Raw genomic sequence first — 25,669 nt, 5'->3', positions numbered from 1 at the left:
CATATAAGACATGGGACTCGAAGAAAAGCTGCCGAGCGGCTTCCTGCTGACCACCGTCGAACAGGCCGCGGGCTGGGTGCGCAAGGCGTCCGTCTTCCCGGCCACCTTCGGCCTGGCCTGCTGTGCCATCGAGATGATGACCACCGGCGCCGGCCGTTACGACCTGGCGCGCTTCGGCATGGAGGTGTTCCGGGGTTCGCCGCGCCAGGCGGACCTGATGATCGTGGCCGGCCGGGTCAGCCAGAAGATGGCGCCGGTCCTGCGGCAGGTCTACGACCAGATGCCGAACCCCAAGTGGGTCATCTCCATGGGCGTCTGCGCGTCCTCGGGCGGCATGTTCAACAACTACGCGATCGTCCAGGGCGTCGACCACATCGTCCCGGTCGACATCTACCTCCCCGGCTGCCCGCCGCGCCCCGAGATGCTGATGGACGCGATCCTCAAGCTCCACCAGAAGATCCAGTCCACCAAGCTCGGCGTCAACGCGGAGGAAGCGGCCCGCGAGGCGGAGGAGGCGGCGCTCAAGGCCCTGCCCACCATCGAGATGAAGGGGCTGCTGCGGTGAGCGACGCGAACGGCACCCACGGCGGGGCGAACGGGGTGAACCCGGAGAAGGACCTGTCCGCCTCCAACCTCCCCGGTCAGCGCGGCCAGGGCGGCGAGGAGATCCGCGTCCAGCGCGGCATGTTCGGCGCCAACAACGGCGGCGACACCTCCGGCTACGGCGGACTGGTCCGCTCGGTCCGCCTCCCGGGACCGGCGAGCCGGCCCTACGGCGGCTGGTTCGACGAGGTCGCCGACGAGCTGGAGGGCGCCCTGGAGGAACAGGGCCTGCTCCCGGACAACGCCATCGAGAAGACGGTCGTCGACCGCGGCGAACTCACCTTCCACATCGAACGCGAGCACCTGGTCCGCGTCGCCCGCACCCTGCGCGACGACCCCGCCCTGCGCTTCGAGCTGTGCACCGGCGTCAGCGGCGTCCACTACCCGCACGACAAGGGCCGCGAGCTGCACGCCGTCTACCACCTGCGCTCCATCACCCACAACCGGCTGATCCGCCTGGAGGTCAGCGCCCCCGACGCCGACCCGCGCATCCCGTCCCTGGTCTCCGTGTATCCCACCAACGACTGGCACGAACGCGAGACCTACGACTTCTTCGGGATCGTCTTCGACGGCCACCCGGCCCTCACCCGGATCATGATGCCGGACGACTGGCAGGGCCACCCGCAGCGCAAGGACTACCCGCTCGGCGGCATCCCCGTCGAGTACAAGGGCGCCCAGATCCCGGCTCCGGACCAGCGGAGGTCGTACTCGTGAGCAGCACCCAGTCAGCAGCCTCCCGGGAAACCACCGAGGGCACCGTCTACACGGTCACCGGTGGCGACTGGGACGAGGTCGTCCAGTCCGCGGCCCGCGCCGACGACGAGCGCATCGTCGTCAACATGGGTCCCCAGCACCCCTCCACCCACGGGGTGCTCCGGCTGATCCTGGAGATCGAGGGCGAGACGGTCACCGAGGCCCGCTGCGGCATCGGCTACCTGCACACCGGCATCGAGAAGAACCTCGAGTTCCGCACGTGGACGCAGGGCACCACCTTCGTCACGCGCATGGACTACCTGACGTCCTTCTTCAACGAGACCGGCTACTGCCTCGCCGTCGAGAAACTCCTCGGCATCGAGGACGACGTCACCGAGCGCGCCAAGATCATCCGAGTGCTCCTGATGGAGCTGAACCGGATGTCCTCCCACCTGGTGGCCATCGCCACCGGCGGCATGGAACTCGGCGCCACCACGATCATGATCTACGGCTTCCGTGATCGTGAAATGATTCTCGACCTCTACGAGCTGATCACCGGCCTGCGGATGAACCACGCCTTCATCCGCCCCGGCGGACTCGCCCAGGACCTGCCGCCCGGCGCGGTCGACCAGATCCGCGAGTTCGTCAAGAAGATGCGCAGGAACCTCCCGGAGTACGACAAGCTCGCCACCGGGAACCCCATCTTCAAGGCCCGCATGCAGGACATCGGCTACCTCGACCTGGCCGGCTGCATGGCCCTCGGCGCCACCGGGCCGATCCTGCGCGCCACCGGCCTGCCGCACGACCTGCGCAAGACCCAGCCGTACTGCGGCTACGAGACCTACGACTTCGAGGTCCCGACCGCCGACAGCTGCGACGCCTACGGCCGCTTCCTGATCCGCATCGAGGAGATGCGCCAGTCGCTCAGGATCGTCGAGCAGTGCCTGGACCGGCTCCAGCCCGGACCGGTCATGGTCGCCGACAAGAAGATCGCCTGGCCCGCCCAGCTCGCCCTGGGACCGGACGGACTCGGCAACTCCCTCGACCACATCAAGAAGATCATGGGCACCTCCATGGAGGCCCTGATCCACCACTTCAAGCTGGTCACCGAGGGTTTCCGGGTCCCGCCGGGCCAGGCCTACGCGGCCGTGGAGTCCCCCAAGGGCGAACTCGGCGTGCACGCCGTCTCCGACGGCGGCACCCGCCCCTACCGGGTCCACTTCCGCGACCCGTCCTTCACCAATCTTCAGGCCATGGCGGCGATGTGCGAGGGCGGCCAGGTCGCCGACGTGATCGTCGCCGTCGCGTCCATCGACCCCGTGATGGGAGGCGTCGACCGGTGACCACCTCTTCTTCGGAGCACGGCGTCAGCCTGGGCATGCCCGAACTGCCCGCGCCCGCCTACCCGGACGACGTACGGGCCCGTCTGGAGGCGGACGCGCGCGAGGTGATCGCGCGCTACCCGGACTCCCGCTCCGCCCTGCTGCCGCTGCTCCACCTCGTGCAGTCGGAGGAGGGCCACGTCACGCGCACCGGAATGCGGTTCTGCGCCGAGATGCTCGGCCTGACCACCGCCGAGGTCACCGCGGTGGCCACCTTCTACACCATGTACCGGCGCCGGCCCTCCGGCGACTACCAGGTCGGGGTGTGCACCAACACCCTGTGCGCGGTGATGGGCGGCGACGCCATCTTCGAGGCCCTCCAGGAGCACCTGGGCGTCGGCAACGGCGAGACCACCGACGACGGCAAGATCACCCTGGAGCACATCGAGTGCAACGCGGCCTGCGACTTCGCGCCGGTCGTGATGGTCAACTGGGAGTTCTTCGACAACCAGACGCCCGCCGGCGCCAAGCGGCTGGTGGACGACCTGCGCGCGGGACGGCCCGTACAGCCCACGCGCGGAGCGCGGATGTGCACCTTCAAGGAGACCGCGCGCATCCTGGCCGGCTTCCCCGACGAACGGCCCGGGGCCGTCGAGGAGGGCGGCAGCGCCGGACCCGCCTCGCTGGTGGGCCTCCGCCTGGCCAAGGGGGAGACCGAGTCCGCGCGCGTGGTCCATCCGCGCGGCGGCCCGGCGGACCGGCGGGACGCGGTGCACGAGCCGTCCCCGGCCGAGCACCTCAGCTCCCATGACGCGCCGCAGCAGACCTCGGCCTCCGATCCCGCGCACCCGGCAGGGCCTACCGCCGAGGAGGGGGAGTGATGACCGTGGCCACCGAACTCAAGGACTCCAGCCCCGAGAAGCTGCTGGCACCGGTGCTGTCGGCCTTCTGGGACGAGGACCGCTCCTGGACCCTGGACGTCTACCGGGCGCACGAGGGGTACGAGGGCCTGCGCAAGGCGCTCGCCATGTCGCCGGACGACCTGATCGCCTACGTCAAGGAATCCGGTCTGCGCGGCCGCGGCGGCGCGGGCTTCCCCACCGGGATGAAGTGGCAGTTCATCCCCCAGGGGGACGGAAAGCCGCACTACCTGGTGGTCAACGCCGACGAGTCGGAGCCGGGGACCTGCAAGGACATCCCGCTCCTCTTCGCGAACCCGCACAGCCTCATCGAGGGCATCGTGATCGCGTGCTACGCCATCAGGTCGTCGCACGCCTTCATCTACCTCCGGGGCGAAGTGGTCCCCGTACTGCGGCGGTTGCACGAGGCCGTACGCGAGGCCTACGCGGCGGGCTACCTCGGCGAGAACATCCTCGGCAGCGGACTGAACCTCGACCTCACCGTGCACGCCGGCGCCGGCGCGTACATCTGCGGCGAGGAGACCGCGCTGCTGGACTCGCTCGAAGGCCGCCGTGGACAACCGCGACTGCGTCCCCCCTTCCCCGCGGTGGAGGGCCTCTACGCCTGCCCCACTGTGGTGAACAACGTCGAGTCGATCGCGTCGGTTCCCGCCATCCTGAAAAACGGGAAAGAATGGTTCAGGTCGATGGGCAGCGAGAAGTCCCCGGGCTTCACGCTCTACTCGCTCAGCGGCCACGTCGCCAGCCCCGGCCAGTACGAGGCCCCGCTCGGCATCACCCTGCGCCAGCTCCTGGAGATGAGCGGCGGGATGCGCCCCGGCCACCGGCTGAAGTTCTGGACGCCGGGCGGCTCCTCCACCCCCATGTTCACCGCCGAACACCTCGACGTCCCCCTCGACTACGAGGGCGTCGGCGCCGCCGGCTCCATGCTCGGCACCAAGGCGCTCCAGTGCTTCGACGAGACGACCTGCGTGGTGCGGGCGGTCACCCGCTGGACCGAGTTCTACGCCCACGAGTCCTGCGGCAAGTGCACCCCCTGCCGTGAAGGGACGTACTGGCTGGTGCAGCTGCTGCGGGACATCGAGGCGGGCAAGGGCGCGAAGACCGACCTCGACAAGCTCGCGGACATCGCCGACAACATCAACGGCAAGTCCTTCTGCGCCCTCGGCGACGGCGCGGCCTCGCCGATCTTCTCCTCGCTGAAGTACTTCCGCGAGGAGTACGAGGAACACATCACGGGCCGGGGCTGCCCCTTCGACCCGGCCAAGTCGACGGCCTGGGCGGACCGCCCGGAGGTGAACGCATGACCGTGACCACCAACGCTCCCGCGGGTGGCGGAGAGGCGGCCCTCCCGCCGGACGACCTCGTCACGCTGACGATCGACGGCATCGAGATCAGCGTGCCCAAGGGCACCCTGGTCATCCGGGCCGCCGAACAGCTCGGCATCGAGATCCCCCGCTTCTGCGACCACCCCCTGCTCGACCCGGCGGGTGCCTGCCGGCAGTGCATCGTGGAGGTCGAGGGCCAGCGCAAGCCCATGGCGTCCTGCACCATCACCTGCACCGACGGCATGGTGGTGCGCACCCAGCTGACCTCGCCGGTCGCCGAGAAGGCCCAGCACGGGGTGATGGAGCTGCTGCTCATCAACCACCCGCTGGACTGCCCGGTCTGCGACAAGGGCGGCGAGTGCCCGCTGCAGAACCAGGCCATGTCGCACGGCAACGCCGAGTCCCGCTTCGACGGCCGCAAGCGGACCTACGAGAAGCCGGTGCCGATCTCCAGCCAGGTGCTGCTGGACCGCGAGCGCTGCGTGCTGTGCGCCCGCTGCACCCGCTTCTCCAACCAGATCGCCGGCGACCCGATGATCGAGCTGATCGAGCGCGGCGCCCTCCAGCAGGTCGGCACCGGCGAGGGCGACCCCTTCGAGTCGTACTTCTCCGGCAACACCATCCAGATCTGCCCGGTCGGGGCGCTCACCTCGGCGGCGTACCGCTTCCGCTCCCGCCCGTTCGACCTGGTCTCCTCGCCGTCGGTGTGCGAGCACTGCGCGGGCGGCTGCGCCACCCGCACCGACCACCGGCGCGGCAAGGTCATGCGGCGGCTGGCTGCCAACGACCCCGAGGTCAACGAGGAGTGGATCTGCGACAAGGGACGCTTCGCGTTCCGCTACGCGCAGCTGGGAGACCGCCTCGACACCCCGCTGGTGCGCAACGCCGACGGGGACCTGGAGCCCGCGTCCTGGCCGGAGGCGCTGGAGACCGCCGCGCGCGGTCTGGCCGCCGCCCGCTCCCGGGCCGGCGTGCTGATCGGCGGCCGGCTGACCGTCGAGGACGCCTACGCGTACAGCAAGTTCGCGCGCGTCGCCCTCGACACCAACGACATCGATTTCCGCGCCCGCGCGCACAGCGCCGAGGAGGCCGACTTCCTCGCCTCCCGGGTGGCGGGCCGGGGCGTCGACCTCGACGGCACGGGCGTCACGTACACCGCCCTGGAGAAGGCGCCCGCCGTCCTGCTCGTCGGCTTCGAGTCGGAGGAGGAGGCGCCCGGCGTCTTCCTGCGGCTGCGCAAGGCCTGGCGCAAGCACAAGCAGCAGGTGTTCTCGCTGGCCACACACGCGACCCGGGGCCTGGAGAAGGCGGGCGGCACGCTGCTGCCGGCCGCGCCCGGCACCGAGACCGAGTGGCTGGACGCGCTCGCGAGCGGCGTCGGCCTGGAGGCGCCCGGCACCCGGGCCGCCGAGGCGCTGCGCGGCGAGGGCGCCGTCATCGTCGTGGGGGAGCGGCTGGCCTCGGTCGCCGGCGGGTTCACCGCCGCGGTACGGGCCGCCACCGCGACCGGCGCCCGCCTGGTGTGGATTCCGCGCCGGGCCGGTGAGCGCGGCGCCCTGGAGGCCGGCGCGCTGCCCGCGCTGCTGCCGGGCGGCCGCCCCGCGACCGACCCGCGCGCCCGCGAGGAGGTCGCCGCCGCCTGGGGCCTCGCCGACCTGCCGCTCGGCTACGGCCGCGACACCGGCCGGATCGTCGAGGCCGCCGCCGACGGCCTGCTGTCGGCCCTGGTGGTCGCCGGGGTGGAGGTCGCCGACCTGCCCGACCCGGCCCGCGCGCGCGAGGCGCTGGACAACGTCGGCTTCCTGGTCTCGCTGGAGCTGCGGCCCAGCGAGGTCACCGAACGCGCCGACGTCGTCCTGCCGGTCGCCGCGGTCGCCGAGAAGCCCGGCAGCTTCCTCGACTGGGAGGGCCGGGTGCGCTCCTTCGAGGCCGCACTCAAGCCCGACCAGATGACCCGCCGCCTGCCCCCGGCCGACGCGCGCGTCCTGCACATGCTGGCCGACGCCATGGACGTCCACCTGGGGCTGCCGGACCTGCGCACCGTCCGCTCGGAGATCGACCGGCTCGGCCCCTGGAACGGCCCGCGCGCCGCGGAGCCCCGCGAGTCCGCGGGCGCGCCGCCCCGCGCGGCCGCGGGCGAGGCCGTGCTCGCCGGGCACCGGCTGCTGCTCGACCAGGGCGTCCTCCAGGAGGGCGACGAGGCGCTGGCCGGCACCCGGCACGCCGCACGCGCGCGCCTGTCGGCCGCCACGGCAGCCGAGGCCGGCGTCGCGGACGGCGCCGTGCTCGCCGTCACCGGCCCCGCCGGAACCGTCGAACTCCCGCTCCTGATCACCGAGATGCCCGACCGGGTGGTCTGGCTCCCGCTGAACTCCGTCGGCGGCGGTGTCGCCTCCGACACCGGGGCACAGCCCGGCAACCTCGTCCGCATCGGCCCGGCGGCCCCCGCCGACACCGCCCCCCAGGAGGTGGAGGCATGAGCCCGTACCTCGCCGCTGAAGACCTCTCGATGTTCGGCCGCGACCCCTGGTGGCTGGTCGTCGTCAAGGCCGTCTTCTGCTTCGCCTTCCTGATGGTGACCGTGCTGTTCTCCATCGTCTGGGAGCGCAAGGTCGTCGCCTGGATGCAGCTGCGCATCGGACCCAACCGGCACGGCCCCTGGGGCATGCTCCAGTCGCTCGCCGACGGCGTGAAGCTGATGCTCAAGGAGGACCTGATCGTCCGCCGCGCGGACAAGGTGGTCTACGTCCTCGCGCCGATCGTCGCGGCCATCCCGGCCTTCATGGCGATCGCGGTGATCCCGTTCGGCCCCGCCGACCACGAGATCTCCGTCTTCGGCACCCGTACGACGATGCAGCTGACCGACCTGCCGATCGCCCTGCTCTACATCCTCGCGGTCGCCTCGGTCGGCATCTACGGGATCGTGCTGGCGGGCTGGAGTTCCGGCTCGACGTACCCGCTCCTGGGCGGCCTGCGGTCCTGCGCGCAGATGATCTCGTACGAGATCGCCATGGGCGCCGCGTTCGCCTCGGTGTTCCTCTACTCGGGCTCCATGTCGACGTCGACCATCGTGGCCCAGCAGCACGACCGCTGGTACATCCTGCTGCTGCCGGTCTCCTTCCTGCTCTACATCGTCACCATGGTCGGCGAGACCAACCGGGCCCCCTTCGACATGCCGGAGTCCGAGGGCGACCTGGTGGGCGGCTTCAACACCGAGTACTCGTCCATCAAGTTCGCGATGTTCATGCTCGCCGAGTACGTGAACATGGTGACGGTCTCCGCCGTCTCCACCACCCTCTTCCTCGGCGGCTGGCGCGCCCCCTGGCCGATCAGCACCTTCTGGGAGGGTGCCAACCACGGCTGGTGGCCGCTGCTCTGGTTCGTCGTCAAGGTGCAGCTGCTGCTGTTCTTCTTCATCTGGCTGCGCGGCACCCTGCCGCGGGTCCGTTACGACCAGCTGATGAAGCTCGGCTGGAAGGTGCTGATCCCGGTCTCGGTGACCTGGCTGATGCTGGTCGCCTCGGTGCGGGCGCTGCGCAACCAGCACTACGACTTCGCCGACATCGCCCTCTACGTGGGCGGCGGAGTGCTCGCCCTGCTGCTGATCTCCTTCGTCGTCGACATGTTCCGCGAGCGGGGGCAGGCCGAGGGGCGGACCGCCCCCGCACCGGGCGGCTTCGACCCGATGGCGGGCGGCTTCCCGGTGCCGCCGATGCCCGGACAGGAGCTGCCGCCGGTGCCCAGGCGCCGCCCGCGCCGGGAGCGGGAGCTGATTGTCAGTGGCGGGCCCGACACTGTCGGTGACGGAACTTCGGACGGAACCACGGATGGAAAGGAGGCGTCCGATGGCTGAGGAGCCCAAGGAGATCAAGCCCGGTTTCCAGAACCCGGTGGCCGGCTTCGGCGTGACCTTCAAGGCCATGTTCAAGAAGCGGCTGACCGAGCAGTACCCGGAGCAGAAGAAGACCACCGCTCCGCGTTTCCACGGACGGCACCAGCTCAACCGCCATCCGGACGGCCTGGAGAAGTGCGTCGGCTGCGAGCTGTGCGCCTGGGCCTGCCCCGCCGACGCCATCTACGTGGAGGGCGCCGACAACACCGACGAGGAGCGCTACTCGCCCGGTGAGCGCTACGGCCGCGTCTACCAGATCAACTACGCCCGCTGCATCCTGTGCGGGCTGTGCATCGAGGCGTGCCCCACCCGCGCGCTGACCATGACCAACGAGTTCGAGCTGGCCGACTCCAGCCGCGCCAACCTCATCTACACCAAGGAGCAGCTGCTGGCCGGCCTCGAAGAGGGCATGGTCGACACGCCGCACTCGATCTTCCCCGGCACCACCGAGGAGGACTACTACCGGGGCCTGGTCACCCAGGCCGCGCCCGGCACGGTCCGCCAGGTCGCCGTCTCCAAGGGGGAGAAGGAAGAGGACCAGGGGGTGGACGCATGAGCGCGCAGCTCGCCGCCTACACGACCTCCACCGGCGAGGCCTTCCAGTTCTGGGTCCTCGGCACCGTCGCGGTGATCGGCGCCCTGTGCACCGTCTTCATGAAGAAGGCCGTGCACAGCGCGCTCAGCCTCGCCGGCACCATGATCGTGCTGGCGGTGTTCTACCTCGCCAACGGCGCCTACTTCCTGGGCATCGTGCAGATCGTCGTCTACACGGGCGCGATCATGATGCTGTTCCTGTTCGTGGTGATGCTCGTCGGCGTCACGGCCGCGGACTCGCTGAAGGAGACCATCAGGGGCCAGCGCTGGCTGGCCCTGCTGTGCGGCGTCGGCTTCGGCGTGCTGCTGCTCGCCGGGATCGCCAACGCCTCCCTGAAGGACTTCGCCGGCACCGGCCAGGCCAACGCCAACGGCAATGTGGAGGGACTCGCCGCCCTCATCTTCACCAAGTACGTCTTCGCCTTCGAGATCACCGGCGCCCTGCTGATCACGGCGGCCGTCGGCGCGATGGTGCTCACCCACCGCGAGCGCACCGAGCGCGCCAAGACCCAGCGCGAGCTGTCCGAACAGCGCGTGCGCGAGGGGAAGTACGTGCCGCCGCTGCCCGCCCCCGGCGTCTACGCCCGGCACAACGCCGTGGACGTCGCGGGTCTGCTGCCCGACGGCACCCCCTCCGAGCTGACCGTCAGCAAGACGCTGCGCGAACGCGGCCAGATCCGGGACGTGTCCGCCGACGCCCTCAACGACCTGCGGGCGCTGGAACAGCGCTCCGAGGAACGCCTGGAGCGGACGCCGATCGAACCGGAGACGTTCAAGCGGCCCGAGGAGGCGTCGAAGTGAACCCGGTCAACTACCTGTACCTCGCCGGTCTGCTGTTCACCATCGGCGCGACCGGCGTACTGATCCGGCGCAACGCGATCGTGGTCTTCATGTGCGTCGAGCTGATGCTGAACGCGTGCAATCTCGCGTTCGTCACCTTCTCCCGGCTGCACGGCAACCTCGACGGCCAGGTCTTCGCCTTCTTCACGATGGTCGTGGCCGCCGCGGAGGTCGTGGTGGGCCTCGCGATCATCGTGTCGCTGTTCCGTACCCGCCACTCGGCCTCGGTCGACGACGCCAGCCTGATGAAGCTGTAAGGGGTCGGGAGAATCGTGGAGAAACTGATCGCGCTGCTCGTCGCGGCGCCCCTGCTCGGAGCGGCCGTCCTCCTGGTCGGCGGCCGGCGCCTGGACCGCGTCGGCCACTGGATCGGCACCCTGCTGTCCACCGCGTCCTTCGTGTTCGGCCTGCTCCTCTTCGCCGACCTGCTCGGCAAGAACGCCGAACACCGCACCCTGATCCAGCACCTGTGGAGCTGGATCCCGGTCGAGGGCTTCCAGGCGGACGTCACCCTCCGCCTCGACCAGCTGTCGATGACCTTCGTGCTGCTGATCACCGGCGTCGGCTCGCTGATCCACCTGTACTCGGTCGGGTACATGGAGCACGACGCGCGCCGCCGCCGCTTCTTCGGCTATCTGAACCTGTTCCTCGCGGCGATGCTGCTGCTGGTCCTCGCCGACAACTACCTGCTGCTGTACGTCGGCTGGGAGGGCGTCGGCCTCGCCTCCTACCTGCTGATCGGCTTCTGGCAGCACAAGCCCAGCGCCGCCACGGCCGCCAAGAAGGCGTTCCTGGTCAACCGCGTCGGCGACATGGGCCTGTCGATCGCGATCATGCTGATGTTCACCACCTTCGGCAGCTTCGCCTTCGGCCCGGTCTTCGGCCACGTGGGTGACGCCTCCCAGGGCAAGCTCACCGCGATCGGCCTGATGCTGCTGCTCGCCGCGTGCGGCAAGTCCGCCCAGGTGCCGCTCCAGTCCTGGCTGGGCGACGCGATGGAGGGCCCGACCCCGGTCTCGGCCCTGATCCACGCGGCGACCATGGTGACCGCGGGCGTCTACCTGATCGTCCGTTCGGCGGCCGTCTTCAACGCGGCGCCGGACGCGCAGCTCGCCGTCACCGTGGTCGGCGCGGTCACGCTGCTCTTCGGTGCGATCGTCGGTTGCGCCAAGGACGACATCAAGAAGGCGCTGGCCGGCTCGACCATGTCGCAGATCGGCTACATGGTGCTGGCCGCGGGGCTCGGCCCCATCGGCTACGTCTTCGCGATCATGCACCTGGTGACGCACGGCTTCTTCAAGGCCGGGCTGTTCCTCGGCGCGGGCTCCGTGATGCACGGCATGAACGACGAGGTCGACATGCGCAAGTACGGCGGCCTCAGGAAGTACATGCCGGTCACCTTCGTCACCTTCGGCCTCGGCTACCTCGCCATCATCGGCTTCCCGGGTCTGTCCGGCTTCTTCTCCAAGGACAAGATCATCGAGGCGGCCTTCGCCAAGGGCGGCACCGAGGGCTGGATCCTCGGCGGCGCCGCCCTGCTGGGCGCGGCCATCACCGCGTTCTACATGACGCGCGTGATGCTCATGACCTTCTTCGGCGAGGAGCGCTGGAAGAACCGGCCCACCCGCTCGCCCGAGGCGCCCAGCGCCGAGCCCGCCGCCGAGCACCGCGGCGAGCACACCGAACCGCACCCGCACGAGTCCCCGAAGGTCATGACGATCCCGATGATCGTGCTGGCCGTCGGCTCGGTCCTCGGCGGTGGCTTCTTCAGCATCGGCGACCGCTTCCTGCACTGGCTGGAGCCGGTCACCGGACACAGCGAGGGCCACTCCCCGGTCAGCGCGGGCGAGGTCACCGCGGCCACCATGGTCTGCCTGGTGATCGGCGTGGCCATCGCCTGGGCGCAGTACGGCCGCAAACCGGTCCCGGCCGTCGCCCCGCGCGGCTCCCTGCTCACCCGCGCCGCCCGCCGCGATCTGCTCCAGGACGACTTCAACCACGTGGTCCTGGTGCGCGGCGGCGAGCACCTGACGCGCTCCCTGGTCTATCTCGACCACTCGCTGGTCGACGGCGTCGTCAACGGCACGGCGGCCGGCTTCGGCGGTCTGTCCGGGCGGCTGCGCCGGCTCCAGAACGGCTTCGCCCGCTCCTACGCGGTCTCGATGTTCGGCGGTGCGGCCCTCCTGGTCGCCGCGACCCTGCTGATGAGGGCGGTCTGATACCGATGTCCTTTCCCCTGCTGACAGCGACGGCGGCGCTCCCGGCCGTGGGAGCCGTCGCCACGGCCGCCGTACCGGCCGCGAGGCGCACCGCCGCCAAGTGGCTGGCCCTGCTCGTCTCGCTCGGCACGCTCGCGCTCGCGATCACCGTCCTGGTCCGCTTCGACCCGGGCGGCGCCCGCTACCAGCTCACCGAGTCCCACTCCTGGATCAGCGACTTCGGGGTGCGCTACGAACTGGGGGTGGACGGCATCGGGGTCGCGCTGATCGCGCTGACCGCCGTGCTGATGCCGTTCATCATCCTGGCGGGCTGGCACGACGCCGACCCGCTGGAGACCGGCAGCCGCCGCTGGCGCCCCACCCAGGGCTTCTTCGCGCTGATCCTGGCGGTCGAGGCGATGGTCCTCATCTCCTTCGAGGCCACCGACGTCTTCCTGTTCTACATCTTCTTCGAAGCCATGCTGATCCCGATGTACTTCCTCATCGGCGGCTTCGGGGACCGGGCCCACGCCCAGGGCGAGCAGGCGGCGTCCACCCAGCGGTCGTACGCGGCCGTGAAGTTCCTCCTCTACAACCTGGTCGGCGGTCTGATCATGCTGGCCGCGGTGATCGGCCTCTACGTGGTCGCCGGGAACTTCTCCCTCCAGCAGATCGCCGAGGCCCGCGCGAACGGCTCGCTGCACATGGCGACGAGCACCGAACGCTGGCTGTTCCTCGGCTTCTTCTTCGCCTTCGCGGTGAAGGCGCCGCTGTGGCCGCTGCACACCTGGCTGCCCAACGCCATGCAGGAGTCCACCGCCCCGGTCGCCGTCCTCATCACGGCGGTGGTCGACAAGGTGGGCACCTTCGCGATGCTCCGCTTCTGCCTCGGGCTGTTCCCCGGGGCCAGCCGGTGGGCGACGCCCGTGATCCTCGTCCTGGCCCTGATCAGCATCGTCTACGGCGCGCTGCTCGCCGTCGGCCAGCGGGACATCAAGCGCCTGGTGGCGTACGCGTCGATCTCCCACTTCGGCTTCATCATCATGGGCATCTTCGCGATGACCAGCCAGGGCCAGTCCGGCGCCACCCTCTACATGGTCAACCACGGTATCTCCACGGCCGCGTTGATGCTGGTCGCCGGTTTCCTGATCTCCCGGCGCGGCTCGCGGCTCATCGCCGACTACGGCGGGGTGCAGAAGGTCGCCCCGGTGCTCGCCGGCACGTTCCTGATCGGCGGCCTGGCCACCCTGTCACTGCCCGGCCTGGCGCCGTTCGTGAGTGAATTCCTGGTCCTGGTCGGCACGTTCACGCGCTACCCGGTGATCGGCATCATCGCCACCTTCGGCATCGTCCTCGCCGCGCTCTACACCCTGGTGCTCTACCAGCGGACCATGACGGGCCCGGTGAAGCCCGAGGTGTCGGCGATGCCCGACCTGAAGGTGCGCGAACTGCTGGTCGTCGGGCCGCTGATCGTGCTGCTGATCTTCCTGGGTGTCTATCCGAAGCCCGTGACGAACATCGTCAACCCGGCGGTGCGGCACACCATGTCCGACGTCCAGAAGAAGGACCCCAAGCCCGAGGTGGAGGCGGCCAAGTGAGCACCCCAGCCGTCCACAGCCTGTGGACAACCGCGGCGGACCGCATCCCCCAGATCGGCGCGCCGAAGATCGAGTACGGACAATTGTCGCCGACGCTGATCATCATCGGCGCCGCGCTGGTCGGGGTGCTGGTCGAGGCGTTCATCCCGCGCAGATCCCGTTACTACGCCCAGGTGTTCGTGTCGGTCGTCGCCCTGTGCGCCGCGTTCGCGGCGGTCGTCGGGCTCGCCGCCGACGGGTACGGCACCACCAAGGCGCACATCGCCGCCATGGGCGCCATCGCGGTCGACGGCCCCTCGCTGTTCCTCCAGGGCATCATCCTGCTGGCCGGACTGGTGGGGCTGTTCACCTTCGCCGAACGGCGCCTGGACCCGGCGGCCCACGGCAACCGGGTCGACTCCTTCGCCGCGCAGGCCGCCGCGGTGCCGGGCGGCGAGGGCGAACAGGCCGCGGTCAAGGCCGGGTTCACCACCACCGAGGTCTTCCCGCTGCTGCTCTTCGCCGTCGCCGGCATGCTGGTGTTCACCTCGGCGAACGACCTGCTGACGCTGTTCGTCGCGCTGGAGGTCTTCTCCCTGCCGCTGTACCTGCTGTGCGCGCTGGCCCGCCGCAAGCGGCTGATGTCGCAGGAGGCCGCGGTCAAGTACTTCCTGCTCGGCGCCTTCGCCTCCGCGTTCACCCTGTTCGGCATCGCGCTGCTGTACGGCTACGCGGGCTCGGTGTCGTACGGGCGCATCGCCCGGGTCGTGGACGGCTCGGTCACCGATGTGAGCCCGGCGCTGGCCGGCACCATGGGCAATGACGCGCTGCTGCTCATCGGCGGCGCCCTGCTCGTGATGGGCCTGCTGTTCAAGGTCGGCGCGGTGCCGTTCCACATGTGGACGCCCGACGTGTACCAGGGCGCGCCCACCCCGGTGACCGGCTTCATGGCGGCGGCGACCAAGGTGGCCGCGTTCGGCGCGCTGCTGCGGCTGCTCTACGTCGTGCTGCCGGGGCTGCGCTGGGACTGGCGGCCGGTGATGTGGGCGGTGGCGATCGTCACCATGCTGGGCGGCGCGATCGTCGCGATCACCCAGACCGACATCAAGCGGCTGCTGGCGTACTCGTCCATCGCGCACGCCGGATTCATCCTCGCGGGTGTCATCGCCACCTCGAAGAACGGTGTGTCGTCGGTCCTCTTCTACCTGGCCGGCTACTCGTTCGTGACCATCGGCGCGTTCGCGGTGGTCACCCTGGTGCGGGACGCGGGCGGCGAGGCGACCCACCTGTCCAAGTGGGCGGGGCTCGGCCGGCGTTCCCCGCTGGTCGCGGCGGTCTTCGCGGTGTTCCTGCTGGCCTTCGCGGGCATCCCGCTGACGTCCGGCTTCGCGGGGAAGTTCGCCGTGTTCAAGGCGGCGGCGGCCGGTGGCGCGGTCCCGCTGGTGGTCATCGGTGTGATCTCCTCGGCGATCGCGGCCTTCTTCTACATCCGCGTGATCGTGCTGATGTTCTTCAGCGAGCCCAAGGCCGAGGGCCCGACCGTGGCCGTGCCGTCACCGCTGACCACGCTGGCGATCGGCATCGGGGTGGCGGTGACGCTGGTGCTGGGCGTGGCGCCGCAGTACTTCCTCGATCTGGCGAGCCAGGCGGGCGTGTTCGTGCGCTGAGCCGCCGCCGCACGGCGCGAAGGCCCCGGTTCCCCGCGGAGCCGGGGCCCTCGCGTGCCGTGGGGGCCTGTGCGGCGCGCTACGGAACCACGCCTGGGGCAACGGGCCTTCGCGCGGCCGTACGGCCGGCCGTCGTACGGTCAGCCCGGCGCGCCCGGGTAGGGGCACTTCACGTCGGGGTTCCACTCGTAGAACAGCCCGCTGGGGTTCTTCTTGTAGAGCCAGGCGTGCAGCGAGTAGTGGGTCGGAATGGTCGAGTTGTGGTGCGCGGTGACCGGGCCCTCGAACTTCCGCCCGAACATCGTGGGCCGCGCGGTGTTCTTGTCGGCCTTCACGATCCACTCCACCCCGGTGAGCCGGCGCCCGCCCCTGCCGTCGTCCTCGTAGAGCAGGGCGGCGGGCTTCACCGGGTCGAGGGAGCCGTAGAGCTTGGGGTCGATGTAGTGGTAACCCATGGCGCCCTTGCCGTCGTTCATGTCCATGGTGCAGGGGTTGGGCTTGTACCCGGCGGCCAGCGCGAGGGGGATGTACCGGTACTTCGCGGTGGCCGACACGGTGGGCGCCAGCTGCTTCCAGACGGAGGCGTCGACGGGGCCCTGGTCGGCGTGGACGGGGGTCGTCACGAGGGTGAGGCCTGCGGTGGACACGAGGGCGAGGGCGGCCTTGACGAGGTGAGCGGGCATCGTGCGGGGCTCCTTGGGGAGGAGACGGGGTCGCACCGAGCAGCTTGTGCCGGGGCAGGTCACCGGGCCATCCGGGGCGGCCGTTCGGGTGACGCGGGGCCCGGATCGTTTCTCCCGCTTCTCACCCGAACGGCGCACGGCTTTGGCAAGATCGCCGTGAAGGCGGCCACCGGTCATCGGGGCCGACCGACGAGAGGACGATGTCATGACGCTCACGACGAGCAAGCCCACCGTGGCCATCCTGGGCGCGGGGGGCGTCGGCGGTCTGCTGGCCGCCCTGCTGTCCCGCTCCGGCCACCGGGTCGTCTGCCTGGCCCGCGAGGCCACGGCCGACGCCCTGCGCGACGGCGGGATCGAGGTCCGCAGCCGGCGGTTCGGCGACTTCCGGGCCGCGGTGGAGGCGGACACCGAACTGCGCGAGCCGGTGGACGCCTGCCTGGTCACCGTGAAGCACACCACGCTGGACGACGCGCTCACCCGGGTGACGCCCGCCGCGCTCGGCGACGCCCTGGTCGTGCCGTTCCTGAACGGCGTCGAGCACCCCGCCGCCCTGCGCGCCCGCTACGGTGCCGACCGGGTGGCCCCCGCGGCGATCCGGGTGGAGTCCACCCGTCTGCCGTCCGACGGCACCGGCCCCGTCGTGATCGAACACGGCAGCCCGTTCGCCGAGATCGACCTGGCCGCCGGCCCGGCCGACCGCGCCCGCCTCGAAGCCCTCGCGAAGGCGCTGTCGGAGGCGGGGACGACGGCCCGGGTGGTGGCGGACGAGACTAGGACACTGTGGGAGAAGATGTCCTTCCTCGCCCCCTTCGCCCTGCTCACCACCCGGTACGGCCTCCCGCTCGGCGAGGCCCGCACCCGCCACCGGGAGGAGCTGGAAGGGCTGGTCGCGGAGACCGCCGCGGTGAGCCGCGCCTGCGGTTGCCCCGTCGACCCCGCCGGCGCCCTGGCCCGCTACGACGCCTTCCCGCCCGAGACCAGGTCCTCCATGCAGCGCGACGCGGAGGCGGGCCGGCCCCTGGAGCTGGACGCCATCGGCGGCGCACTGCTGCGGGCCGCCGACCGCCACGGCGTACCGGTGCCGGTGACGACGAGGCTGGTACGGGAGATCGCGGCGGCCGGGCACTAGCCGGGCGGGGCCCGGCGGTGGCCATCGCCGGGCCCCTTTCCGCCGCCTCGAATCGCACTGGTGTTCGCGCGCTGTGGACAACTGCGGGACTGTCGGTGCGGCCCCCTATCGTTGAGGCAGTGGTCGAAGGGCGGCGCGCGGGGGACCGGCGGGGGACAGGACGATGGATGCGACGGGCGGGATCAGCGAGATGCCAACGGTGACCGAAGAGCTGGGCGCGGCCGGCAGCGAGGTGCTGGCCACCCTGAACCGGGTCTTCGGGTACGAGGCCTTCCGGGGCCAGCAGGAAGCGATCATCGAGCATGTGGTGGCGGGCGGTGACGCCCTGGTGCTCATGCCGACCGGCGGCGGCAAGTCGCTGTGCTACCAGATCCCGGCCCTGGTCAGACCGGGTACCGGCGTGGTCGTCTCGCCGCTGATCGCATTGATGCAGGACCAGGTGGACGCCCTGCGCGCCCTCGGGGTGCGGGCCGGCTTCGTCAACTCCACCCAGGACTTCGACGAGCGGCGGACGGTCGAGGCCGAGTTCCTGGCCGGCGAGCTGGACCTGCTGTACCTGGCGCCGGAGCGGCTGCGCCTGGACAGCACCCTGGACCTGCTCTCACGCGGCAAGATCTCCGTCTTCGCGATCGACGAGGCGCACTGCGTCTCCCAGTGGGGCCACGACTTCCGCCCCGACTACCTCGGTCTGAGCCTGCTCGGCGAGCGCTGGCCGGACGTCCCGCGGATCGCCCTGACGGCCACCGCGACCCGGGCCACCCACGAGGAGATCACCCAGCGGCTGAACCTGCCCGCGGCCCGCCACTTCGTGGCCAGTTTCGACCGGCCCAACATCCAGTACCGGATCGTCCCCAAGGCCGACCCGAGGAAGCAGCTGCTCACCTTCCTGCGCGAGGAGCACCAGGGCGACGCGGGCATCGTCTACTGCCTCTCGCGCAACTCGGTGGAGCGCACCGCGGAGTTCCTGACCGCCAACGGCATCGAGGCGGTGCCGTACCACGCGGGCCTGGACGCGGGCACCCGCGCCGCCCACCAGTCCCGGTTCCTGCGCGAGGACGGCCTGGTCGTGGTGGCGACGATCGCCTTCGGCATGGGCATCGACAAGCCCGACGTCCGCTTCGTGGCCCACCTGGACCTGCCCAAGTCCATCGAGGGCTACTACCAGGAGACCGGCCGCGCGGGCCGCGACGGGCTGCCGTCCACGGCCTGGATGGCGTACGGCCTCAACGACGTGGTGCAGCAGCGCAAGCTGATCCAGTCCGGCGACGGCGACGAGGCGTTCCGGCGCCGTGCGGCCGCCCACCTCGACGCGATGCTCGCCCTGTGCGAGACCGCCCGGTGCCGGCGCGGCCAGCTGCTCGCCTACTTCGGCCAGGAGCCGGACGCGACGGGCTGCGGCAACTGCGACACCTGCCTGACCCCGCCGGAGACCTGGGACGGCACCGTCGCCGCGCAGAAGGTGCTGTCGACGGTGGTGCGGTTGCAGCGCGAGCGCGGACAGAAGTTCGGCGCCCTCCAGATCGTGGACATCCTGCTCGGCAAGCGCACCGCCAAGGTGATCCAGTTCGACCACGACCAGCTGTCCGTCTTCGGCATCGGCAAGGATCTCGAAGAGGGCGAGTGGCGCGGCACCATCCGGCAGCTGCTGGCCCAGGGCCTGCTCGCGGTCGAGGGGGAGTACGGCACGCTGGTGCTCACCGAGGCGAGCGGCTCGGTGCTGCGCGGCGAGCGGGAGGTGCCGCTGCGCAAGGAGCCGAAGCGGCCGGCCGCCTCCCGGTCCAGGCCGGCCGGCGGGTCGGGCGGGGGCAAGGCCAAGGCCGTCGCGGCCGAGCTGCCCGAGGAACTGCTCCCCGCCTTCGAGGCCCTGCGGGCCTGGCGCACCGGGCAGGCCCGGGAGCAGGGCGTTCCGCCGTACATCATCTTCAACGACGCCACCCTGCGCGCGATCGTCTCCCTGATGCCGCGTTCCATCGCGGAACTGGCCACGGTCAGCGGGGTCGGCGAGAAGAAGCTGGTGACGTACGGCGACGAGGTCCTCGCCGTGCTGGCCTCCCTGGACGGCCCCGCCGCGCCCGCCGCCGCGCCCGTCCCCGAGGAGGCACCGGCGGACGACGACTGGCCGGCCCCGGAGGACGAGCCGGACTTCTGGGAGTAACCGCCTCCCCTCCCACCTCCGCCGCGCGACGGAGCGGGCCGGTCCACCGGCCCGGCCCGCTCCGACACGCCCGCCTCCCGGCCGCCGGCCCCGGCCGCCCGTGCCGAGGCGCAGCGAGACGACTCGGCGGTCCGCACGGCCTCGCGGCGCCCGCGCCCCACCCGCGCCATAGCGGGCGACCACCCCGAACAGCCCAGGCACAGCCCACGAGATCCGGCATGCCGCGCGCCCGCGTGCCCACCACGTCACCGCCGGGCCACACCCGCACCCCGGCGCCCGCCACGCCGTCGACCTGTGCCCCCGCCCCACCGGCGGGCCACGGGCTTCCACCACACCTGCAACGGCCGCCTCCCGCGGCACCTCACGAAGTCACCGGCAACGGTGACTGCTTAGTGACACGCGGGTCCGCCGACCTGCATCCTGTGCGGGACCCCGCCGGCGCCTCCGAGCCGACCGCGCACCACTCCGCTCGGAGGCGCAACCGAGCTGAATTGGAGTACTCCCATGCGCATTGGAGTCCCTCGCGAACCAGCAGGGGAGACACGCGTCGCCGCGACACCGGCGACGGTCGGACAACTGACGGCACTCGGGTACGACGTGCTCGTCGAGTCGGGAGCCGGGGCACTCTCCGCCTTCGCCGACGCGGCGTACGCGGAGGCAGGGGCGCGGATCGGCACGGGCGAGGAGGCGTGGGGCGCCGACATCGTCTTCCGGGTCAACGGCCCGTCGATGGACGAGGTGGACAAGCCGAAGGACGGCGCCACCCTGATCGCCACACTCGCGCCGGCCCTCAACCCCGAACTGGTCGACGCGCTCGCGGCGAGACCGATCACCGTGCTGGCGATGGACGCGGTGCCGCGCATCAGCCGCGCCCAGTCACTGGACGTGCTCTCGTCCATGGCCAACATCGCCGGCTACCGGGCGGTGGTCGAGGCGGCCCACGAGTTCGGCCGCTTCTTCACCGGCCAGGTGACCGCCGCAGGCAAGGTGCCACCGGCGAAGGTGCTCGTCGCGGGCGCGGGTGTGGCCGGTCTGGCCGCGATCGGCGCGGCCTCCTCGCTGGGCGCGGTGGTGCGCGCGACCGACCCCCGCCCGGAGGTGGCCGATCAGGTGAAGTCGCTGGGCGGCGAGTACCTCCCGGTGGTGGTCGAGGAGGAGGCGCAGCGGTCGTCCGACGGCTATGCGAAGGCCACCTCGGACCGCTACAACGAGGCCGCGGCGAAGCTCTACTCCGAGCAGGCCGCGGACGTCGACATCATCATCACCACCGCGCTGATCCCGGGGCGCCCGGCACCGCGGCTGATCACGGCCGCCGACGTGGCGAGCATGAAGCCGGGCTCGGTGATCGTCGACATGGCCGCCGGCATGGGCGGCAATGTCGAGGGCAGCGAACCCGGGCGGCGGATCGTCACCGGCAACGGCGTGATCATCCTCGGCTACACCGACCTCGCCGGCCGTCTGCCCACCCAGGCCTCGCAGTTGTACGGGACCAACCTGGTCAATCTGATGAAGCTGCTCACCCCGGGCAAGGACGGCAGGACCGTGCTCGACCTCGACGACGTCGTGCAGCGCGGCATCACCGTGGTCAAGGACGGCGAGAAGCTGTGGCCGCCGCCGCCCGTGCAGGTCTCGGCGGCGCCCGCCGCCGAGCCGCGGCCGGCCCCCGAGGCACCCGCCAGGGAGGAGAAGGCGCCGATGGGCGCCGGCACCAGGGTCGCCCTGACCCTGGCCGGCATCCTCGTCTTCGGGCTGGTGGTCGCCTTCGCCCCGGCGCCGCTGCCGCAGCACTTCACCGTGCTGATGCTCGCGATCGTCATCGGCTACTACGTGATCGGCAAGGTCCACCACGCCCTGCACACCCCGCTGATGAGCGTCACCAACGCCATCTCCGGCGTCGTCGTCGTGGGCGCGCTGCTGAAGGTGTGGTTCCCCGACCACCTCATGCAGGCGCTCGGCGTCCTCGCCGTCCTGCTCGCCTCCATCAACATCTTCGGTGGCTTCGCGGTGACCCGCCGCATGCTCGCCATGTTCAGCAGGGGGAACTGACGACATGACCGTCTCCGCCATGGCCACCGCGGCGTACATCATCGCCGCGCTGCTCTTCATCCTCAGCCTCGCCGGACTGTCCAGACACGAAAGCGCCCGGCAGGGCTGGGTCTACGGCGTCACCGGCATGGGCGTCGCCCTGGTCGCCACCATCGTCCACGTCATCGAGGACGGCCACGACCAGGCCGGCGACAACAGCACGCTCGGCATCGTCCTGATGTTCGTCGCCGTCCTGGTCGGCGCGGTGATCGGCCTGTGGCGTGCCCGGATCGTCCGGATGACCGGCATGCCCGAGCTGATCGCGCTGCTGCACTCCTTCGTCGGCCTGGCCGCCGTGCTGATCGGCTGGGTCGGCCACCGCGAGGGCCTGCTGGCCCGCGCACCGTCCGAGTCGCCGATCTCGCTGTGGCACATCCACAACGCCGAGATCGCCATCGGCATCTTCATCGGTGCGGTCACCTTCACCGGCTCGATCGTGGCCAACCTCAAGCTGTCGGCGCGGATCAAGGGCGCCCCGCTGATGCTGCCGGGCAAGAACCTCATCAACGTGGGCGCGCTCGTCGTCTTCGCAGGGCTCACCGCGGCCTACGTCGTCGTCTCCCACGACCGGACCGACGGCACGGGCACGCTCGTGCTCGGGCTGATCACCCTGGTCGCCCTGGCCCTGGGCTGGCACCTGGTCGCCTCCATCGGCGGCGGTGACATGCCGGTCGTGGTCTCGATGCTCAACAGCTACTCCGGCTGGGCCGCGGCGGCCTCGGGCTTCCTGCTCGACAACGACCTGCTGATCGTCACCGGCGCCCTGGTCGGCTCCTCCGGTGCCTACCTCTCCTACATCATGTGCAAGGCGATGAACCGGTCGTTCATCTCGGTCATCGCCGGCGGCTTCGGCATCGAGGCCACGGCCTCCGACGGCGGCGCGCACGGTGAGCACCGCGAGATCTCGGCCGAGGAGACCGCCGAACTGCTGGCCGCCGCGTCGAGCGTGGTCATCACGCCGGGTTACGGCATGGCCGTCGCCCAGGCGCAGTACCCGGTGGCCGAGCTGACCCGCCTGCTGCGCGAGCGCGGTGTCGACGTCCGCTTCGGCGTCCACCCCGTCGCCGGGCGGCTCCCCGGGCACATGAACGTGCTGCTGGCGGAGGCGAAGGTGCCCTACGACATCGTGCTGGAGATGGACGAGATCAACGACGACCTGGCCGAGACCGACGTCGTCCTGGTCATCGGCGCCAACGACACCGTCAACCCGGCCGCGGCCGAGGACCCCGCCAGCCCGATCGCGGGCATGCCGGTGCTGCGGGTCTGGGAGGCGCGGAACGTCGTCGTCTTCAAGCGCTCCATGGCCACCGGTTACGCGGGTGTGCAGAACCCGCTGTTCTTCCGGGAGAACTCCCAGATGCTCTTCGGCGACGCCAAGGCACGGGTCGACGACATCGTGGGGGCGCTCTCCGCGGCCCGGACGATGCACGCCGCGGTGTAGTCCGAGGGCTTTCCCCCACGCATGTGACGCTTCGTCAGGGCCCGGCGGCAAGAGTCGCCGGGCCCTCGTCACGACCGGTTCAGGACAGCGCCGTCAGCCCCGGCGCGAAGGTGATCAGCAGCGGCAGGAGCGGCACCAGCGCGGCCACCGTCGTGGTCAGGGCCCGGTGGCGGCGCAGCAGCCGAGGGGGCGGCTCCAGCAGGCGGTCCACCCGCTCGCCCAGCAGCCGGCGGCTGGAGGCGCAGGACAGGACGCCCCGGTGCTGGTTGAGCTCGATCAGCGCGAGGGCGGTGGTCAGATGGCCGCAGCGCCGGGAGGCGGCGTCGTCGGCGGCCAGTTCCACCAGACGGTGGGTCTGGTCGCGGAAGTGGGCGAAGAGCGGCACCCGGGGGAAGCCCGCGGCGAGCGCGGCGGACAGGTGCAGCAGCCAGTCGTGGTGGGCGCGCGCGTGGCCGCGTTCATGGGTGAGGACGGCGTCCAGCTGATGGCCGGTGAGCCGGTGCAGCGCCCCGGTGGTCACCACCAGCTGCGGGGGGTGGCCCGGCAGCCACCAGGCGTCCGGATACTCGTCCTCCAGGACCAGCATCGGGCCGCGCGCGGCCGGCAGCCCGGCCGGCAGATCCGGCGCCCGCTCCCGCAGTTGGGCGCGGGCCTGGCCCCGGCTGCGGCGGACCTCCACCAGTTCCCGGCCGAGCATCGCGGTCGTCCAGGCGGCCCCGCAGGCCAGCCCCACGGTGAGCAGGGCGGCCCACACCGGGGCCGCGGAGAGGTCGTAGGCGGCCGTGACGGCGGGCGGCGCGGGGGCGAACACATGGTCGCGCACGGTGCGGAAGACGGCCGCGGCGCCGAGGGTCAGCCCGGCCAGACAGCACAGCAGGACGGTGGCGACCAGGCACTGCCACACCCACAGCGCGACCACGGGTTCCCGTTCGGGCCAGTCGGCCCGGGTCAGCGCGCGCGGTGCCGGTACGGCCGCCGTCAGTGCGACGACGCTCAGCAGGAGCAGGCAGACGGTCATGCCGGGGCTCCGGTTCCTGGTCCGAGAGGGGCGGGAAGGAAAGGGGCGGTGCGGGTACGGGTGGTGCGGCGTGGGGCGGTGCGCGCGGGCGCCCGCCGGGGTGTGGTGCCTGTCCTCGCCAGTATGACGAAGAGGGGCGCCGCGAGTCAGGTACCGGAACACAGACCGTCCGCTCCGGCATCCGCGCGCGGCGCCCGGTGCCGGATCAGACCGACGGCACGATCCGCCCGGTGACCTCGCCGAGTCCGACGCTGGTCCCGTTCGGGCCCGGGGCCCACGCCGACAGCGTCACCACGTCGCCGTCCTCCAGGAAGGCGCGCTTGCCGTCGGGGAGGTCGAGGGGGTCACGGCCGTTCCAGGTCAGCTCCAGCAGCGAGCCGCGCTGCCGCTCGTCGGGCCCGCTGACGGTGCCGGAGCCGTACAGGTCGCCGGTGCGCAGCGAGGCGCCGTTGACCGTCATCTGGGCGAGCTGCTGCGCGGCGGTCCAGTACATGGTGGAGAACGGCGGCTCGGACACCACGTGGCCGTTGACGGCGACCGAGATCCGCAGGTCGTAGCCGCCGGGCTCGATGCCGGGGGCGGCGTCGTCCAGGTAGGGGAGCAGCGGGTGGGTGCGCTCGGGCGGGGCCGTCTTGGCGTGCTCCAAGGCCTCCAGCGGGGTGATCCACGCCGACACCGAGGTCGAGAACGACTTGCCGAGGAACGGGCCGAGGGGCACGTACTCCCAGGCCTGGATGTCCCGCGCCGACCAGTCGTTGAGCAGGCACAGCCCGAAGACGTGCTCCCGGAAGTCGCCGAGCGCGACCGGGGACCCCAGCTCGGTCGGCACGCCCACGACGAAGCCGACCTCGGCCTCGATGTCCAGCCGGATCGACGGCCCGAACACGGGCGCCGGGTCGGCGGGGCCCTTGCGCTGCCCGGAGGGCCGTACGACGTCCGTGCCGGAGACCACCACGGTGCCGGCGCGGCCGTGGTAGCCGATCGGCAGGTGCTTCCAGTTCGGGGTGAGGGAGTCCGGGGCGTCCGGGCGGAAGATCTTGCCGACGTTGCGGGCGTGGTTCTCCGAGGCGTAGAAGTCGACGTAGTCCGCGACCTCGAAGGGCAGGTGCAGGTCCACCTCGGACAGCGGGTGGAAGAGCGGCTCCAGGGTCTCGCGGTGCGCGGGGTCGGTGACCCAGGAGGTGATCGCGGCGCGCACCTCGGACCAGGCGGCGCGGCCCGCCGCGAGCAGTGGGTTGAGGGTGGGGCGGGCGAGCAGCGCGTGGTGCGGCGAGCCCAGGGCGGCGGCCGCGGCGCCCGCGTCGAGGACCTGGTCCCCGAGCCGGACGCCGACCCGGCGCTCCCGGCTGCCGGAGGGCGAGAACACGCCATAGGGAAGGTTGTGCGGACCGAAGGGGTCGCCCTCGGGGACGTCGAAGGGGGGCATGGGGTACTGCCTCGCTCTCATCCGGGCCATGCATGGCGCTGTTCCATGTGGTCGGCCACACGTTACGGCCGCGACGCGCCTCTTGGGCAGTGCCCGCC

At 71.3% G+C, this 25,669-nt stretch carries 20 protein-coding genes; 17 read left to right on the top strand and 3 right to left on the bottom strand.

Features of this window, described 5'->3' with window-relative positions; translation table 11 throughout:
* The first annotated feature begins 10 nt into the window (after positions 1-10).
* The 13 genes from HZZ00_RS33915 to nuoN are packed head-to-tail and all read left to right on the top strand — an operon-like array spanning position 11 to position 15,634.
* Complete coding sequence (locus tag HZZ00_RS33915) at positions 11-565, top strand: NADH-quinone oxidoreductase subunit B family protein (RefSeq protein WP_009190037.1); 555 nt, start codon at positions 11-13, stop codon at positions 563-565.
* Positions 562-1,317, top strand: a complete 756-nt coding sequence (locus HZZ00_RS33910; protein ID WP_180329898.1) for an NADH-quinone oxidoreductase subunit C — start codon at positions 562-564, stop codon at positions 1,315-1,317. The genes HZZ00_RS33915 and HZZ00_RS33910 overlap by 4 nt, the downstream gene beginning before the upstream one ends.
* The gene (locus HZZ00_RS33905; RefSeq protein ID WP_070025328.1) at positions 1,314-2,639 is read left to right on the top strand and encodes an NADH-quinone oxidoreductase subunit D; all 1,326 of its coding nucleotides are present in this window, start codon (positions 1,314-1,316) and stop codon (positions 2,637-2,639) included. The genes HZZ00_RS33910 and HZZ00_RS33905 overlap by 4 nt, the downstream gene beginning before the upstream one ends.
* Positions 2,636-3,499, top strand: coding sequence for an NADH-quinone oxidoreductase subunit NuoE (gene nuoE / locus HZZ00_RS33900; RefSeq protein ID WP_180329897.1), 864 nt, complete (start codon positions 2,636-2,638; stop codon positions 3,497-3,499). The genes HZZ00_RS33905 and nuoE overlap by 4 nt, the downstream gene beginning before the upstream one ends.
* Positions 3,496-4,845, top strand: a complete 1,350-nt coding sequence (gene nuoF / locus HZZ00_RS33895) for an NADH-quinone oxidoreductase subunit NuoF (protein ID WP_180329896.1) — start codon at positions 3,496-3,498, stop codon at positions 4,843-4,845. Before nuoE ends, nuoF begins: the two co-directional genes overlap by 4 nt.
* Complete coding sequence (locus HZZ00_RS33890; protein WP_180329895.1) at positions 4,842-7,346, top strand: NADH-quinone oxidoreductase subunit G; 2,505 nt, start codon at positions 4,842-4,844, stop codon at positions 7,344-7,346. The genes nuoF and HZZ00_RS33890 overlap by 4 nt, the downstream gene beginning before the upstream one ends.
* On the top strand, positions 7,343-8,719 hold the full coding sequence (gene nuoH, locus HZZ00_RS33885) for an NADH-quinone oxidoreductase subunit NuoH (protein WP_180329894.1): 1,377 nt from the start codon (positions 7,343-7,345) through the stop codon (positions 8,717-8,719). The genes HZZ00_RS33890 and nuoH overlap by 4 nt, the downstream gene beginning before the upstream one ends.
* Entirely contained in the window at positions 8,712-9,314 is a 603-nt protein-coding gene (nuoI, locus tag HZZ00_RS33880) for an NADH-quinone oxidoreductase subunit NuoI (RefSeq protein ID WP_180329893.1), read from the top strand. Before nuoH ends, nuoI begins: the two co-directional genes overlap by 8 nt.
* On the top strand, positions 9,311-10,153 hold the full coding sequence (locus HZZ00_RS33875) for an NADH-quinone oxidoreductase subunit J (RefSeq protein WP_180329892.1): 843 nt from the start codon (positions 9,311-9,313) through the stop codon (positions 10,151-10,153). The genes nuoI and HZZ00_RS33875 overlap by 4 nt, the downstream gene beginning before the upstream one ends.
* The gene (gene nuoK, locus HZZ00_RS33870) at positions 10,150-10,449 is read left to right on the top strand and encodes an NADH-quinone oxidoreductase subunit NuoK (protein WP_070025335.1); all 300 of its coding nucleotides are present in this window, start codon (positions 10,150-10,152) and stop codon (positions 10,447-10,449) included. Before HZZ00_RS33875 ends, nuoK begins: the two co-directional genes overlap by 4 nt.
* Positions 10,450-10,464: 15 nt before the next feature.
* Entirely contained in the window at positions 10,465-12,411 is a 1,947-nt protein-coding gene (gene nuoL, locus HZZ00_RS33865) for an NADH-quinone oxidoreductase subunit L (RefSeq protein ID WP_180329891.1), read from the top strand.
* Between the two features lie 5 nt (positions 12,412-12,416).
* Positions 12,417-13,988, top strand: a complete 1,572-nt coding sequence (locus tag HZZ00_RS33860) for an NADH-quinone oxidoreductase subunit M (protein ID WP_180329890.1) — start codon at positions 12,417-12,419, stop codon at positions 13,986-13,988.
* Positions 13,985-15,634, top strand: a complete 1,650-nt coding sequence (nuoN, locus tag HZZ00_RS33855) for an NADH-quinone oxidoreductase subunit NuoN (RefSeq protein WP_180329889.1) — start codon at positions 13,985-13,987, stop codon at positions 15,632-15,634. Before HZZ00_RS33860 ends, nuoN begins: the two co-directional genes overlap by 4 nt.
* A 140-nt stretch (positions 15,635-15,774) precedes the next feature.
* Here the strand turns inward: nuoN and HZZ00_RS33850 are convergent, their stop codons facing one another.
* Entirely contained in the window at positions 15,775-16,317 is a 543-nt protein-coding gene (locus HZZ00_RS33850; RefSeq protein ID WP_180329888.1) for a hypothetical protein, read from the bottom strand.
* A 205-nt stretch (positions 16,318-16,522) separates the two neighbouring features.
* Here HZZ00_RS33850 and HZZ00_RS33845 point away from each other — a divergent pair, with 205 nt between their 5' ends.
* The 4 genes from HZZ00_RS33845 to pntB all read left to right on the top strand — a co-directional run bounded on the left by HZZ00_RS33845 (position 16,523) and on the right by pntB (position 23,127).
* On the top strand, positions 16,523-17,446 hold the full coding sequence (locus tag HZZ00_RS33845) for a ketopantoate reductase family protein (protein ID WP_180329887.1): 924 nt from the start codon (positions 16,523-16,525) through the stop codon (positions 17,444-17,446).
* Positions 17,447-17,609: 163 nt separating this feature from the next.
* Complete coding sequence (gene recQ, locus HZZ00_RS33840) at positions 17,610-19,601, top strand: DNA helicase RecQ (protein ID WP_180329886.1); 1,992 nt, start codon at positions 17,610-17,612, stop codon at positions 19,599-19,601.
* Positions 19,602-20,105: 504 nt separating this feature from the next.
* On the top strand, positions 20,106-21,647 hold the full coding sequence (locus tag HZZ00_RS33835) for a Re/Si-specific NAD(P)(+) transhydrogenase subunit alpha (RefSeq protein ID WP_180329885.1): 1,542 nt from the start codon (positions 20,106-20,108) through the stop codon (positions 21,645-21,647).
* 4 nt (positions 21,648-21,651) lie between these two features.
* A complete protein-coding gene (pntB, locus tag HZZ00_RS33830; RefSeq protein ID WP_180329884.1) occupies positions 21,652-23,127 on the top strand; it encodes a Re/Si-specific NAD(P)(+) transhydrogenase subunit beta in 1,476 nt (491 codons plus the stop codon).
* A 79-nt stretch (positions 23,128-23,206) separates the two neighbouring features.
* Here pntB and HZZ00_RS33825 read toward each other — a convergent pair whose 3' ends face one another.
* Together HZZ00_RS33825 and fahA are read right to left on the bottom strand one after the other, a co-directional pair.
* Positions 23,207-24,145 (bottom strand): M56 family metallopeptidase, encoded by a 939-nt coding sequence (locus HZZ00_RS33825; protein WP_180329883.1) that lies wholly within the window; start codon positions 24,143-24,145, stop codon positions 23,207-23,209.
* A gap of 205 nt (positions 24,146-24,350) precedes the next feature.
* The gene (gene fahA / locus HZZ00_RS33820) at positions 24,351-25,571 is read right to left on the bottom strand and encodes a fumarylacetoacetase (RefSeq protein WP_180329882.1); all 1,221 of its coding nucleotides are present in this window, start codon (positions 25,569-25,571) and stop codon (positions 24,351-24,353) included.
* Positions 25,572-25,669 lie beyond the last annotated feature (98 nt).

Origin of the sequence: Streptomyces sp. NEAU-sy36, assembly GCF_013423905.1 — a bacterium.
Taxonomy (GTDB): Bacteria; Actinomycetota; Actinomycetes; order Streptomycetales; family Streptomycetaceae; genus Streptomyces; species Streptomyces misionensis.
This window is presented reverse-complemented; position numbering and strand designations above follow the sequence as displayed.

Excerpts from the sequence above, each read along its gene's own strand:
- HZZ00_RS33915 (WP_009190037.1), top strand. The coding sequence starts at position 11 with ATGGGACTCGAAGAAAAGCTGCCGAGCGGCTTCCTGCTGACCACCGTC.
- HZZ00_RS33890 (WP_180329895.1), top strand. The coding sequence starts at position 4,842 with ATGACCGTGACCACCAACGCTCCCGCGGGTGGCGGAGAGGCGGCCCTC.
- nuoH (WP_180329894.1), top strand. The coding sequence starts at position 7,343 with ATGAGCCCGTACCTCGCCGCTGAAGACCTCTCGATGTTCGGCCGCGAC.
- nuoI (WP_180329893.1), top strand. The coding sequence starts at position 8,712 with ATGGCTGAGGAGCCCAAGGAGATCAAGCCCGGTTTCCAGAACCCGGTG.
- HZZ00_RS33875 (WP_180329892.1), top strand. The coding sequence starts at position 9,311 with ATGAGCGCGCAGCTCGCCGCCTACACGACCTCCACCGGCGAGGCCTTC.
- HZZ00_RS33860 (WP_180329890.1), top strand. The coding sequence starts at position 12,417 with ATGTCCTTTCCCCTGCTGACAGCGACGGCGGCGCTCCCGGCCGTGGGA.
- HZZ00_RS33850 (WP_180329888.1), bottom strand. The coding sequence starts at position 16,317 with ATGCCCGCTCACCTCGTCAAGGCCGCCCTCGCCCTCGTGTCCACCGCA.
- HZZ00_RS33845 (WP_180329887.1), top strand. The coding sequence starts at position 16,523 with ATGACGCTCACGACGAGCAAGCCCACCGTGGCCATCCTGGGCGCGGGG.
- recQ (WP_180329886.1), top strand. The coding sequence starts at position 17,610 with ATGGATGCGACGGGCGGGATCAGCGAGATGCCAACGGTGACCGAAGAG.
- HZZ00_RS33835 (WP_180329885.1), top strand. The coding sequence starts at position 20,106 with ATGCGCATTGGAGTCCCTCGCGAACCAGCAGGGGAGACACGCGTCGCC.
- pntB (WP_180329884.1), top strand. The coding sequence starts at position 21,652 with ATGACCGTCTCCGCCATGGCCACCGCGGCGTACATCATCGCCGCGCTG.
- HZZ00_RS33825 (WP_180329883.1), bottom strand. The coding sequence starts at position 24,145 with ATGACCGTCTGCCTGCTCCTGCTGAGCGTCGTCGCACTGACGGCGGCC.
- fahA (WP_180329882.1), bottom strand. The coding sequence starts at position 25,571 with ATGCCCCCCTTCGACGTCCCCGAGGGCGACCCCTTCGGTCCGCACAAC.